Source organism: Chryseobacterium paludis, from assembly GCF_025403485.1.
Lineage (GTDB): Bacteria > Bacteroidota > Bacteroidia > Flavobacteriales > Weeksellaceae > Chryseobacterium > Chryseobacterium paludis.
Genome location: NZ_CP099966.1, coordinates 1,417,829 through 1,431,041, shown reverse-complemented (window position 1 = coordinate 1,431,041; position 13,213 = coordinate 1,417,829). Strand labels below are relative to the sequence as shown.

At 33.6% G+C, this 13,213-nt stretch carries 14 protein-coding genes and 1 other RNA gene; 14 read left to right on the top strand and 1 reads right to left on the bottom strand.

Going from position 1 to position 13,213, the window contains the following annotated elements:
* Nucleotides 1-13 precede the first annotated feature (13 nt).
* The 5 genes from NG806_RS06225 (at nt 14) to NG806_RS06205 (ending at nt 4,389) form a co-directional block, all read left to right on the top strand.
* A complete protein-coding gene (locus NG806_RS06225; protein WP_214824484.1) occupies nt 14-1,039 on the top strand; it encodes a tetratricopeptide repeat protein in 1,026 nt (341 codons plus the stop codon).
* Between the two features lie 174 nt (nt 1,040-1,213).
* Nucleotides 1,214-2,050 (top strand): 1,4-dihydroxy-2-naphthoyl-CoA synthase, encoded by an 837-nt coding sequence (locus NG806_RS06220; RefSeq protein WP_214824487.1) that lies wholly within the window; start codon nt 1,214-1,216, stop codon nt 2,048-2,050.
* Nucleotides 2,051-2,140: 90 nt separating this feature from the next.
* Entirely contained in the window at nt 2,141-3,070 is a 930-nt protein-coding gene (gene menA, locus NG806_RS06215; protein WP_261512384.1) for a 1,4-dihydroxy-2-naphthoate octaprenyltransferase, read from the top strand.
* A gap of 13 nt (nt 3,071-3,083) precedes the next feature.
* Nucleotides 3,084-3,533, top strand: coding sequence for an SRPBCC family protein (locus NG806_RS06210; protein ID WP_261512382.1), 450 nt, complete (start codon nt 3,084-3,086; stop codon nt 3,531-3,533).
* A 169-nt stretch (nt 3,534-3,702) separates the two neighbouring features.
* The gene (locus NG806_RS06205) at nt 3,703-4,389 is read left to right on the top strand and encodes a metal-dependent hydrolase (RefSeq protein ID WP_261512381.1); all 687 of its coding nucleotides are present in this window, start codon (nt 3,703-3,705) and stop codon (nt 4,387-4,389) included.
* Nucleotides 4,390-4,404: 15 nt separating this feature from the next.
* Here NG806_RS06205 and ffs read toward each other — a convergent pair.
* Nucleotides 4,405-4,502: signal recognition particle sRNA small type (gene ffs, locus NG806_RS06200), an RNA gene on the bottom strand.
* A 132-nt stretch (nt 4,503-4,634) separates the two neighbouring features.
* Between ffs and NG806_RS06195 the strand changes: the two genes are divergently transcribed.
* The 9 genes from NG806_RS06195 to kdsB all read left to right on the top strand — a co-directional run bounded on the left by NG806_RS06195 (nt 4,635) and on the right by kdsB (nt 13,120).
* A complete protein-coding gene (locus tag NG806_RS06195; protein WP_214824496.1) occupies nt 4,635-5,213 on the top strand; it encodes a DUF4199 domain-containing protein in 579 nt (192 codons plus the stop codon).
* A 15-nt stretch (nt 5,214-5,228) separates the two neighbouring features.
* On the top strand, nt 5,229-6,179 hold the full coding sequence (locus NG806_RS06190; protein WP_214824499.1) for a glycosyltransferase family 2 protein: 951 nt from the start codon (nt 5,229-5,231) through the stop codon (nt 6,177-6,179).
* 1 nt (nt 6,180) lies between these two features.
* On the top strand, nt 6,181-6,573 hold the full coding sequence (locus tag NG806_RS06185; protein ID WP_261512380.1) for a hypothetical protein: 393 nt from the start codon (nt 6,181-6,183) through the stop codon (nt 6,571-6,573).
* 37 nt (nt 6,574-6,610) lie between these two features.
* Complete coding sequence (locus NG806_RS06180; protein WP_261512379.1) at nt 6,611-7,321, top strand: DUF3667 domain-containing protein; 711 nt, start codon at nt 6,611-6,613, stop codon at nt 7,319-7,321.
* Nucleotides 7,322-7,328: 7 nt separating this feature from the next.
* Complete coding sequence (locus tag NG806_RS06175; RefSeq protein WP_214824507.1) at nt 7,329-8,030, top strand: GIN domain-containing protein; 702 nt, start codon at nt 7,329-7,331, stop codon at nt 8,028-8,030.
* Nucleotides 8,031-8,177: 147 nt separating this feature from the next.
* The gene (locus NG806_RS06170) at nt 8,178-9,893 is read left to right on the top strand and encodes a phospho-sugar mutase (protein ID WP_261512378.1); all 1,716 of its coding nucleotides are present in this window, start codon (nt 8,178-8,180) and stop codon (nt 9,891-9,893) included.
* Nucleotides 9,894-10,002: 109 nt separating this feature from the next.
* Complete coding sequence (locus NG806_RS06165) at nt 10,003-11,256, top strand: pyridoxal phosphate-dependent aminotransferase (RefSeq protein ID WP_214824513.1); 1,254 nt, start codon at nt 10,003-10,005, stop codon at nt 11,254-11,256.
* 108 nt (nt 11,257-11,364) lie between these two features.
* Nucleotides 11,365-12,336, top strand: a complete 972-nt coding sequence (locus NG806_RS06160; RefSeq protein WP_261512376.1) for a phosphatase PAP2 family protein — start codon at nt 11,365-11,367, stop codon at nt 12,334-12,336.
* 58 nt (nt 12,337-12,394) lie between these two features.
* Nucleotides 12,395-13,120: a 3-deoxy-manno-octulosonate cytidylyltransferase gene (gene kdsB / locus NG806_RS06155; protein ID WP_214824516.1), complete on the top strand. Its 726-nt coding sequence runs from the start codon at nt 12,395-12,397 to the stop codon at nt 13,118-13,120.
* Nucleotides 13,121-13,213: the final 93 nt, after the last annotated feature.

Here is a 13,213-nt window from a genome sequence, read left to right as displayed (position 1 = left end):
ATAAATTCTGATTATGAAAAAGCTAATTTTAAGTATAGCGATTATTTCTTCAGCTTTTGTTTTCGGACAGAAGAAGGATACAAATGCTCAGCTACAAGAAGCTAATAAAGCAGCTATGGATGCATATAATGCGAAAAACTATGCTGTTGCGGCTCCAAAGTTTTTAGAAGTATATAATTTGTTGAAAACCAGTGGCCAGGATGATAAAGTGTATATGTATTATGCAGGTCTTAATTATGCTTTAGCTAACAACGTAGACGAAGCTATTAAAATATATACTGAGTTAATTAATTCAGGATATACTGGAGTTCAGACTAACTATACTGCAAAGGAAAAAAAGACAGGCCAGGTTGCTACTTATGATAAAGGAACTTGGGATATGCTGAAAAAGTCTGCAGATTATTCTGACTTTAAAACTGAGCAAACACCAAGTGTTGAACCTGATTTGTATGAAACTTTATCTACTTTGCTATTAAATGCTAAGAAGAACGATGAAGCTGTTGCAGTTATTGAAAAAGGATTAGCTAAATTTCCTAATAATGCAAAGTTGAAGGATTTCCAAAGTACTGCTTACTATCAGTCAGGAAATACAGATAAATTTGTTGCTACTTTAAAAGAGCAATTAGCAAAAAATCCTAATGATGCTACCAATTGGTATAATTTAGGAGTAATGCAGTCTAAAAATCCTGCAAGTGCAGCTGATGCTGAAGCTTCTTTTAAGAAAGCAATAGAATTGAAACCTGACTTTGCTAATGCTTATCAGAATTTAATTTATTCCGTAATTGGAGAAGATGAAAAAGCGGTAAGTGAAATCAATACACTTAGGAAAACTAAGCCGGATGATGCTACTAAATTAATTGAAGCAAGAAAAGAAAGGTTTAACAAAGCTTTGCCTTTTGCAGAGAGTTGGTATAAAGCTCTTCCTAATGACGTAAATGCTGTTACAATGCTAAAAGAGATTTATAGCATTACTAAAAATCAGGCTAAAATGGCTGAAATGAAAGCTAAAGAAGCTGAACTTCAGGGAAAACCTAAATAGTATTCTTTTAAAAGAATTTATAGATAATAAAAACCGAAACAATTTTGTTTCGGTTTTTTATTTTTTTGATATGAAATTAAGAGATAAAATTCCAGTATTTTTTTACATGATAATCCTTATTTTTGAACGTTAAAATTCTTTGCAATTCCGTATCTTTGGGAAAATTTTTACAAAATGATTGAGTGGAAAACCGTCAAAGAATACGAAGATATTACCTATAAAAAATGTAATGGTGTTGCGAGAATTGCTTTTAACAGACCAGAAGTTCGTAATGCTTTCAGACCTAAAACTACCTCAGAATTGTACGATGCTTTTTATGATGCTTATGAAGACTCTTCTATAGGCGTTGTTTTACTTTCCGGAGAAGGTCCAAGTCCTAAAGATGGCGGATGGGCTTTCTGCAGTGGAGGTGATCAAAAAGCAAGAGGACATCAGGGATATGTTGGTGAGGATGGAAGACATCGTCTGAATATTTTAGAAGTTCAGCGTTTGATCCGTTTTATGCCTAAGGTGGTTATTGCTGTCGTTCCAGGATGGGCGGTAGGTGGTGGACATTCACTTCATGTGGTTTGCGATCTTACTTTAGCAAGTAAAGAACATGCTATTTTTAAGCAGACTGATGCTGATGTTACAAGTTTTGATGGTGGATACGGTTCTGCATACTTAGCAAAAATGGTGGGTCAGAAAAAAGCTCGGGAAATCTTCTTTTTAGGAAGAAACTATTCAGCTCAGGAAGCATTGGAAATGGGAATGGTTAATGCTGTAATTCCTCACGCTGAACTAGAAGATACAGCTTACGAATGGGCGCAGGAAATTTTAGCAAAATCTCCGACTTCAATCAGAATGCTGAAATTTGCAATGAACTTAACTGACGACGGAATGGTAGGGCAGCAGGTTTTTGCAGGAGAAGCAACTCGTTTGGCCTATATGACTGAAGAAGCTCAGGAAGGTAGAAATGCATTCCTGGAAAAGAGAAAGCCGGACTTCGGAGAAAATCAATGGATATCTTAAATAAGATATTAGAGGTTAGATGTCGGATATTACAAGAAAAATGTTTATAAAATCTAACTTCTAACTTCTGATTTCTAACATTTATATAAAATGAAAGACTGGATAAAAGCCGCAAGGCTAAGAACTTTACCGCTTTCTTTGAGCGGAATTATTATGGGGAGCTTCATCGCTAAGTGGAAATTATATGGTGCTGGTGGAACTTGGGACTGGAAGATTTTTGCACTGGCTCTTTTAGTGACTTTACTGTATCAGGTTTTATCAAACTATGCCAATGATTATGGTGATGGAGTAAAAGGAACGGATGCTAAAAGAATTAACGAGGCAGAATCAAGAGCCGTAGCTTCAGGAAGAATTACAGCTCAGCAAATGAAGAATGCTGTGATCTTACTTTCAATACTATCTTTTATAGCTACAGTAGTCTTATTGTATGTTGCTTTTATTCCTAAATATATGAATGAATTCTACATTTTCATAGGATTAGGAGTAGCAAGTATTTTAGCAGCTATTGGATATACAGTTGGAAAAAAACCTTATGGATATATGGGATTGGGAGACCTTTTTGTATTTATCTTTTTTGGTTTGGTTTCAGTTTGTGGGAGTTATTTTCTTTTCACTAAAACTTTCAGCTGGGATATTTTATTGCCAGGAACAGCAGTTGGATTGATGAGTATGGCTGTTTTGAACCTAAATAATATGAGAGACATTGAAAGTGACAGACTATCGGGCAAACACAGTTTTGCTTTGAGATTAGGCTTTAAAAATGCAATGATCTATGAAATGATTCTGTTGCAGCTTCCTCTTATTTTGATTCTTGTCTTTTTAGGGATAAATGGTTTTATAGAATCAAAAAATTACTATGTTTTCATTGTGATGATCCTATTGATCCCATTTGCTAAGCTGAGAAGAAAAATAATGTCTGTAAAAGAACCTAAAGAATTGGATCAGTATTTGAAACAGGTCGGAATTCTTACTTTTACTATGGCTGTTCTTACAGCAATTGGACTCAATTTCTTTAACTAAATAAAATTTCATTATGAGTAATTCTCCTATCTACGTTGAAGCTCAAATGCTTATCAGAAAGCCTATTCAAGAGGTATTCGAAGCATTTGTTAATCCTGAGATCACGACCCAGTTTTGGTTTACAAAATCGACTGGAAAGTTAGAAAAAGGTAAGACGGTTACCTGGGAATGGGAAATGTATGGGGTGAAAAATAATGTTACCGTTCTTGAAATAATTCATAATCATCTGATAAAAACAGAGTGGGGTGATCCTGCAAGTAAGGTGGATTATGAATTCAAAGAAATGGAAAAAGGAACCTTTGTGGTGATTAAAAGCTATGGATTCACTCAGACTGGAGAAGATCTTTTAAAAACCGTTAATGATAATACTGGCGGTTTTACCACTGTCTTGGATGGCTGTAAGGCGTATCTGGAACATGGAATTAATTTAAGATTGATCGAAGATAAGTTTCCACAGAAATAAGGTTTCATCATCTTAATAAAATCTCCCACAGAGAAATATTAGCATTCTATTGCTTTTAAAAAACTAAATACACAAATACTTTCACAAATTTCACAATATTTTTGCTGTGATTAGTGACGAGATATTAATGCTATTTGTGTTTAAAAATAATTAAAAAAATAAATTAAAAATGAAAATACAATATTTAGGGCAAAATTGTTTTTTGTTCACTTACAAAGATAAAACGATTTTAAGTGATCCGTTTTATAACTACAAAAAAGCTGAATCGGGGTTTGATATTTCAGCACAAAAAATAGATTACATTTTATTAACTCATGCTCATGGTGATCATATTGCTGATGTAGCAGAAGTTTTAGAGTATCACCCGGATGCTACTATAATTGGAGTACCTGAAGTTTGTGGTTATTTTAAGATGGCCAAAAATAAAGATGATGTGAACTTAGGAGGATCGGCAAAAATCGACGATCTTAAAATTTCCATGGTTCCGGCTCATCATACGAGTTCTTTCCCAGATGGAAGCTACGGAGGTGTTCCTGTGGGCTATATTTTCAGATTACCTGAAGGTAAGAATCTTTATTTGGCAGGGGATACCGGAGTAATGGCCGATATGGAATTATTCCCAAGATTATACGGAAATATTGATTTATCTATTTTACCTATCGGAAGTCATTATACAATGTGTCCAAGAAAAGCAGCTTTTGCAGCAGCAGAATTATTGAAAACGCCTAAAGTTATTGGATGTCATTTTGATACTTTCCCTGCTATTGAAATTAATCATGAAAGTGCTTTAAAGCATTTCGCTGATAAAAATGTTGAACTTGTTTTACCGAAATTGGGAGAGAAGTTTGAATTTTAAACTAAGGGAAATAAAAAATGGCAAGCTATCTACATCACACCGCTACGACCAATTACCTTTGCTGTGTTCCCACCCTGGAGGATTCTCAGGAGCTGGTTGTGTAGGACTTGCCGGTGCAAAGATAGGAATTAATTATAAATTTGAAAATAATATTACAGAAAAATGTACGAAAAAATGCTTTACCTAAGCTAAATTGCTGAAATTTAGAGCAATAATTTTTCTGAAATTTTTCTAAAAATAAGAATATGACGAAAAGTCCATCCACCATAGGAATTATACTGTTTATCGCTACAATGATTGTTTTTTTTATAGCGTATTACTTTTTTTCAGGAATCCATTATTTTGATACTTCTCTCAAAATCAATGCTTTCGTACTGCCTATTATTTATGCTGCTGCAGCATTCTGGTCAGTAAAATCTCATTGGAATAACCATAAAATGGGTTTCAGAGAAGCTTTCAAAAGATCTTTCGTTCCAATGTTCATTGGCGGAATTCTTTCAATATTTAGTATTTATGCATTTTTAAATTTTGTAGATACAGATGCAAAAAAGCTATTAAATTATCAATATGTTGAAAGACAAAAATCAGAACTTGATTCAGAATACAAGTCTGCAAGAAAGATTTTAAAACATCAAAAAGATATCGACGAACTCGATCAGAAATATAAAGAGAGAATTCAAAGCTTTTCTCCACAAGCTGTTAAAGGAAAAGATATGCTTACGGCAAGTCATTTTTCAGGATATTTTGCAGCAATTCTTATATTTTACGTAGTTTTGTCACTGTTTTTTGGAGCGTTTTTCAGAACAAAAACAATTCACCAATAATTTTATAAAAGTTAAATGAATTTATCTATAATTATTCCGCTGCTTAATGAAGAAGACTCTTTGGAAGAGCTTTTCTCAAGGATTGATACTGTTTGTAAAACAAGCAATTTATCCTATGAGATTTGGTTTGTAGATGATGGAAGCACGGATTTGTCATGGAGTATTATCGAAAATCTGAAGGTTCAAAATCCACAGATTCACGGGATAAAATTTTCCAGAAATTACGGAAAATCTCAGGCATTGCATGCTGCTTTTGAAAGAGCACATGGTGATGTAATTATCACAATGGATGCTGATTTACAGGATTTTCCAGAAGAAATCCCTGATCTGTACAAAATGGTAATTGAAGACAATTACGATATTGTTTCAGGTTGGAAGAAGAAACGTTTTGATAATGTAATGACTAAAAATGTTCCTTCAAAGCTTTTCAATGCAGCGGCAAGAAAAGTATCAGGAGTTGAACTTCATGATTTCAACTGTGGTTTGAAAGCATATAAAAAACAGGTTGTAAAATCTATAGATGTATATGGAGATATGCACCGTTATATTCCTGTTTTAGCTGCTAATGCAGGATTCAGAAGGATTACTGAAAAAGAAGTTCGTCATCAGGCCAGACCTTATGGAACTTCAAAATTTGGAACTGAAAGATTTATTCGTGGTTTTCTTGATTTGGTAACACTTTGGTTTGTAAGTCGTTTTGGAGGCAGACCTATGCACTTTTTTGGAGCAGTAGGAACGATTATGTTTATTTTTGGATTTCTTTCTGCATTTTGGTTGGGAGTTTCAAAGCTAATTGATGTATCAAGAGGAATTTATGGGCATCTTATTACCAATAATCCGTGGTTTTTTATTGCTTTGACAATGATGATCATGGGAACGCTTCTGTTTATTGCTGGGTTCTTAGGTGAAATGATCATAAGAACAAATAGAGAACATAAAAATTATAATATTGATGAAGTAATCTGATATGGAGAATAATCTGCCAAAAATATATTCCAAAAAAGCCATTTTAGGTTTTTCTATTTTAATGTCGACTCTTTTCGGAGGTATTTTATTGTATCAGAATTTAATTGATATAAAGAAGAAAAAAGAGGCTTATATGGTATTGGGAATTTCAATTTTGATAACTATTGTAACGATTATCATTGTAAATATTCCGGAAGAGCCGAAAAGCTCACTTGCCTATGTTTGCGGAATTGCTGGCGGAAGCTTACTTTCATATTATTTCGTTCCGACCTATTTCCCGGATGAAGAGCAGTTTCCTAAAAAAAAGATATGGAAACCTTTAATCATTGCGGTTATCATAACGGCAGCTTTTGTAGGTCTGATCATTTATGCAGGATCGCTTGAAAATACTTAAAATAATGTGATGTTTTTTCATGAGTAAAAAGAGTTGTTTGAACTGCGGTTATAGAATTTCCGATGAGTTTTGTGCTCATTGCGGACAGAGGGCCGACACTGCAAGAATAACTCCGCATTCTCTTATTAAAAGCGATATTTTAGGATCAGTTTGGCATGTAGAAGCAAGGTTTTTCCGAACATTAAAACATATTTTATTTAGTCCTGGAAAAATGGCAATGGATTATATTTCAGGTAAAAGAGTTAAATACTATAATTTATTTTCTCTATTACTTATTTTATTTGGTTTCAATGTTTTAGCCCTGCATTTTTATTTGGATCTGAACCCTAAGGAAATTCCCAAAGAAAGCTCAGATATTGTTGATTTTTTCTCAAAATACTCTAAAACAATTTTGTTTGCTTTGATCCCGATTCTGGCTTTGAATGGATGGGTTATTTTTAAACGAATTAAGCTGAATATTGCAGAACATGTGATTATTGCATCCGTCAGTCTTTCAGGAATTCTGGTATTATTGTTATTAGATGATGCCATTAGCATTATCGGAGTTTATGAGCCATTGTCAAAAATCATTAATATCTTAGATAAAATTTTAGTTAGTGGCTTGGCTTTATTTCCTGGTTTTACTTATTTTAATGCTTTTAAAGATTCATACTCAAAATTAGGCTTACTATGGAGGTTATTAGTTTTTTATATCTTACTAATAATTGGATGTTTTGCAATAATTATACTTTTATATAACATATTTTAAAATAAAAATGAAAAATATATTCTATGTAGCTGCTGTCTTTGCCTTAGTTTCCTGCGGAAAAATTTCTCCAAAAGGAAATATTGAAAAGAAAGATATTGATGTTTCAGAATTTGTGAATCTTGATATGCAAGGAAAGTTTCGTGTGTTTTATGCAAGAGGACCAAAAAACTTTATTGAAATAGAAACATATCCCAATGTTGCCAATAATTTAGATGTTGATGTAAAAGATAAAACCCTTTCAATCAAGGAAAAAAGAGGTACAAAGGGGGTTGATTTTTATAATGTAACCATTTATTCTAAATATAATCTTGAAAAAGTATCGGTCTCCGATTCTGTAGAAATGAATATTTCAAGCGAAATAAAAACAGATAACTTTAAGCTTAATTTAAAGAATAACGCTACATTTATGGGTTCAGTGAATACAAGAAGAGCAGAAGTGGAGATGCTGAACAAAAGTAGGGCTAATTTTTTAGGGGAAACTAAAAATGCAGTGATAAAGATCTCTGATACTGCAAGTTTGATTGCTCCATATTGGAAAATTACAAACTTGAATATTGATTCTAAAAATGGAAATTATGCAGAGGTTAATGTAAAAGATTCTCTAAAGGGACATATTCAGAATACTGCGAAGTTTTTGTATTATAACGATCCGATCCGTGCTTTTAAAATTGATAAAACAACAAGGGTAGAGAATAAGAAATTGGATTAAAAAGTTTATTGTCATTCAGAACACAAACTACAGGTCCAGGAACGTAGTTCAGAAATCTTTAAAAATAACCATAGAGATTTCTCGTTTCTCAAAATGACAATTTATAAAAAATAATTAGACACAAATTTAAAAGAACAAAGTACAAATATGACAACATTAGAAAAAGCGAAACTTTGGTTAAGTGATACGTTTGATCAGGAAACGAGAGATGCTGTACAATTATTGATTGATGGTAATTCCCCTGATCTGGAAGATTCTTTTTATAGAGAACTGGAATTCGGAACCGGAGGAATGAGAGGAATTATGGGTGTTGGAACAAATCGTTTAAATAAGTATACGTTAGGTCAAGCAACACAAGGACTTGCGAATTATATGTTAAAGCAATTTCCAAATGAAGAAATTAAGGTTGCTATAGCTTATGATGTACGGCATAACTCTAAGGAATTTGGAAAGTTGGTAGCTGATGTTCTAACGGCTAACGGGATTAAAGTATTACTTTTTAAAGATCACAGACCTACTCCCGAATTGTCTTTTACCGTTCGTGATAAAAAATGTAACGGTGGTATTGTTTTAACCGCTTCACACAACCCACCGGAATATAACGGATATAAAGTATATTGGAATGATGGAGCACAGATTGTTCCACCTCATGATGAAGCGATTATTAATGAAGTTTATTCTGTAAAATTCAATGAAATTAACTTCAATGGGAATGATGATCTTATAGAATGGATCGGAGAAGAACAGGATGATGTTTATATTGATGCCTGTATTGAAAACTCTACCTATCAGAATGTTGGAAAAGAGAACCTTAATATTGTTTTCACTTCCATTCATGGAACTACGTATACAACAGTTCCAAAAGCTCTGGAAAAGGCCGGATTCAAAAAAATTGACCTTGTAAAGGAACAAATGATTCCTAGTGGGAATTTTACTACTGTAGAATCTCCAAACCCTGAAGAGCCGGCAGCATTGGAAATGGCAATGGATTTAGCGAAAATTACAAATGCTGATATTGTGATCGGAACAGATCCGGATGGTGATCGATTGGGGATTGCGGTAAGAAATCTCGATGGTGAAATGCAACTGCTGAATGGAAACCAAACCAATACAATTCTTACCTATTATATCCTTAATGAGTGGAGAAAGCTTGGAAAAATTACAGGAAAAGAGTTTATCGGTTCAACAATTGTTACTTCAGATATTTTCTTTGATATTGCTCAAAAGTTTGGTGTTGCCTGCAAAGCTGGTCTTACTGGATTTAAATGGATCGGAAAAATGATTCGTGAGGCTGAAGGAAAAGAAAAGTTTGTTTGTGGTGGAGAAGAAAGTTTTGGTTTTATGACAGGAGACTTTGTTCGTGATAAAGATTCTTGTGGAAGTATTCTTGTTGCTTGTGAGATTGCTGCCTGGTGTAAAGCAAACGGCAGAACGATGTATCAATATATGATTGAGATCTATCAGGAAACCGGAATGTATTATGAGGGATTGGTAAACCTTGTAAGAAAGGGACGAGACGGAGCTGAAGAAATTCAGAATATGATGAAAAATTTCCGTGAAAATCCACCTAAACAAATAGCTGGTTCTCTAGTGGAAGAAGTAAAAGATTTTAAGGAACAAACCAATTTTATTGTTTCTAAAAATGAGAAACAGGTAATGAATGATATTCCAAAATCAAATGTATTGATCTATTATACACAGGATGGAACTAAAGTTTGTGTAAGACCTTCAGGGACTGAACCAAAAATTAAATTCTATATTTCTGTAAAAGATAGTATTACTTCTGAGGCTGATTTTAGAGATAAATTAAAATCTTTGGATGAGAAAATCAATCAGGTAAAAACAGACTTACAGTTAACATAAATAAGAGCGGGCTTGGTGTTTAGAAATAGAGTTTAATGGAAAATTCCTAAAATCTAATTTCTAATCTTTAATCCCTGAAAACTTAAAATAATTCTAAATTTTAAATAAAGTGAAAGTTTCAAAATTAGCGGCGAACCTGATTGGTTCTGAAATTGTAAAAATTGGTAATGAAGTAAATGATTTAAAAGCAAAAGGAGCGGAGATAGCCAATCTTACTATTGGTGATCTGAATTCTAATATTTATCCGATACCTGCAAAGTTGAAGGAAGAGATTCAGAAAGCTTATCAGAATAATCTGACAAACTATCCGCCAGCAAATGGGCTTTTATCTTTAAGAAATGAGGTTTCTAAAGATCTTAAAACAAGATGGAACCTTGATTATTCTGCAAATGATATTTTGATCACTGCGGGTTCAAGACCATTGATCTATGCTGTGTATAAAACAATTGTAGATGAAGGTGATAAAATCATTTATCCAATTCCTTCATGGAACAATAACCATTATGCATACCTTACATCAGCTGATGCCATTGAAGTAAAAACGACACCTGAAAATAACTTTTTACCTACTGCCGCTGATATTAAACCTCACTTAGGTGGTGCTGTTTTGTTAGCACTTTGTTCACCATTGAATCCAACAGGAACAATGTTTACAAAGGATCAGCTTTCAGAAATCTGTGAATTGATCATTGAAGAAAACAAGAAGAGAGGTGAAGATGAGAAGCCGTTGTACTTAATGTATGACCAGATCTATTCCAACCTTACTTTTGATGCAAAGCATTATGATCCTGTTTCTTTATTTCCTGAGATGAAAGAATACACCATATACATTGATGGTATTTCAAAATGTTTGGCTGCTACGGGAGTTCGTGTAGGATGGGGATTCGGACCAGCTCATATCATTGATAAAATGAAAGCACTGCTTACTCACGTAGGAGCTTGGGCACCAAAACCGGAGCAGGAAGCAACAGCTAAATTTTATCAGAATACTGAAGATGTAAATACTTTCGTTGACGATTTTAAAGCTAAGTTGGAAGAGAGTCTAAAAGTGCTTCACAAAGGAATTCAGGATCTGAAAGGAAAAGGATTGGCAGTAGAAAGTATCGAACCAATGGGGGCTCTTTACCTTACTATTAAATTAGATTATATCGGAAAAACAAAACCAGACGGAACTGTTATCGAAAATTCATCTGATCTTGGATTTTACCTGATCAATGAAGCTGGAGTGGCATTAGTTCCATTCTCTGCCTTCGGTGAAGAAAAATCTGAACCTTGGTTCCGTGCTTCTGTAGGTGGATTAGCTGTAAATGAAATTGAAGTAATGATGCCAAAACTTGAACAGGCATTAAACAATTTGAAATAAAATACATACCCGCAATTAACTAAATTTTATTCTTTCGAACTTTATTTCCCGCCATAAGTTCTTTTGAATATGAGGTAAATAGTTAATTGCGGGTATTAATATACACACATGATGAAAAGAATTAGATTGATATTGTTACCGATATCTGTCATGGTATGGTCTCAAAAGAGCGATAGTACAATTATCGTAAACCCTCCAAAGTCCCAAAATTATACACTAAAAGATGGCTCTGTTAGAACCTATTCTAAACCAAAGCTTTTTGAATTTATTACAAGAGTTCCCAAAGATTTTATTGAGACAAATAAAGATTTTGTTGCAAAAGATCATGCCTATTATCTAGGTGGTGCAGTGGCAAGTACTTTAGTACTATTACCTTTTGATCAGAAACTTATAGATAACTCAAGAGAGCTGGGTGATAAATGGGGAATGAGTGCTGACAATAATTACAGTAAAGTTGGTGGATTAATAAAAATTCCAAAAGATATTGGAGCAGGCCTGTATTTAATTGGTAATGGGTCTACAGTTGTACTGTTAGGGATCGGTTTTGCTGCTTATGGATTAATAAAAGATGATTATAGAGCTCAGGCTACAGCAAGTGGATTAATGGAAAGTTTAATACTTTCAGGTGTTTTTTCTCAAACCATAAAAAGAATGACGGGAAGAGAAAGTCCATTTATAGCAATTGAAAATGGTAACTCTGGGGGACATTGGACTCCGTTTCCTGGTTTTTCTGCATTTTCAAGTAATACTTCGCGTTATGATGCGATGCCCTCAGGGCATTTAACTACGTTTATGTCGGCATTAACGGTTATAGCGGATAATTATCCTGATGTAAAATGGATAAAGCCTGTAGGCTATACATTAGCCGGAGCATTGGCCTTTCAAATGATGCAGAGCCAGGTTCATTGGGCATCTGACTATCCTTTAGCTTTGTTGATGGGATATTTTATAGGAAAAACCATTTCCAAAAACAGATATACCGTTTCAGGATTTAATGCAGGAACGGTACACTATAAAGTTAACTTTACCGCTTCTCATAATTTTGGTTACAATATGGTTGGTATTAACTTATCTTTTTAAAATGAAAAGCATATTTTGCCTATATTTAAAGAAAATTTTAAACAATTAGATTCATTCAATGAAGATCATAGCCGTTATTCCCGCTCGTTACGAAGCGAGCCGTTTTCCAGGAAAATTAATGCAGATTTTAGGAGAAAAAACAGTGATCACAACTACTTATCAGAATGTTGTAGAAACTGGTTTATTTGATGAAGTTTTTGTAGCCAGTGATTCTGAGATTATCTATAATGAAATTGTAAATAATGGTGGGAAAGCTGTGATGACAGGACAGCATGAAACGGGGAGTGACCGTATTGCAGAAGCTGTTCAGAACATAGATTGTGACATTGTTATTAATGTACAAGGAGATGAACCTTTTTTAAAAACTGAACCCCTCAAACAATTGATCGAAGTTTTTAAACAAGATGATAATCAGGAGATCTCATTAGCTTCATTAAAAATAAAACTGACTGAAAAAGAAGAAATAGAAAACCCTAATAATGTAAAAGTGATCACAGATAACAGTGGATTCGCTTTGTATTTTAGCCGTTCTATTATCCCTTATCACAGGGAAACTTCTTATGATGTTGATTATTTTAAACATATCGGAGTCTATGCTTTTAGAAAACATGCTCTATTGCAATTCTCTAAATTGGAAATGAAACCTTTAGAAATTTCAGAAAAAATAGAATGCATTCGTTATCTGGAATACGGAATGAAGATCAAATTAATAGAAACCAACTTTATCGGTGTGGGAATTGATACTCCTGAAGATTTAGAAAAAGCAAGGAAGCTAATAGGTTAGCTTTTAAATCTGTAAAATCCCCGGAATAAAGATGGTTTTACTTTTTTGCAAATTCATCTTTACCTTTCATAAAAACCTTATATTTGAACTATA

Coding starts and splice junctions, on each gene's coding strand:
- NG806_RS06210 (WP_261512382.1), top strand. CDS start 3,084: ATGAGTAATTCTCCTATCTACGTTGAAGCTCAAATGCTTATCAGAAAG.
- kdsB (WP_214824516.1), top strand. CDS start 12,395: ATGAAGATCATAGCCGTTATTCCCGCTCGTTACGAAGCGAGCCGTTTT.
- NG806_RS06185 (WP_261512380.1), top strand. CDS start 6,181: ATGGAGAATAATCTGCCAAAAATATATTCCAAAAAAGCCATTTTAGGT.
- NG806_RS06225 (WP_214824484.1), top strand. CDS start 14: ATGAAAAAGCTAATTTTAAGTATAGCGATTATTTCTTCAGCTTTTGTT.
- NG806_RS06205 (WP_261512381.1), top strand. CDS start 3,703: ATGAAAATACAATATTTAGGGCAAAATTGTTTTTTGTTCACTTACAAA.
- menA (WP_261512384.1), top strand. CDS start 2,141: ATGAAAGACTGGATAAAAGCCGCAAGGCTAAGAACTTTACCGCTTTCT.
- NG806_RS06190 (WP_214824499.1), top strand. CDS start 5,229: ATGAATTTATCTATAATTATTCCGCTGCTTAATGAAGAAGACTCTTTG.
- NG806_RS06170 (WP_261512378.1), top strand. CDS start 8,178: ATGACAACATTAGAAAAAGCGAAACTTTGGTTAAGTGATACGTTTGAT.
- NG806_RS06195 (WP_214824496.1), top strand. CDS start 4,635: ATGACGAAAAGTCCATCCACCATAGGAATTATACTGTTTATCGCTACA.
- NG806_RS06160 (WP_261512376.1), top strand. CDS start 11,365: ATGATGAAAAGAATTAGATTGATATTGTTACCGATATCTGTCATGGTA.
- NG806_RS06175 (WP_214824507.1), top strand. CDS start 7,329: ATGAAAAATATATTCTATGTAGCTGCTGTCTTTGCCTTAGTTTCCTGC.
- NG806_RS06220 (WP_214824487.1), top strand. CDS start 1,214: ATGATTGAGTGGAAAACCGTCAAAGAATACGAAGATATTACCTATAAA.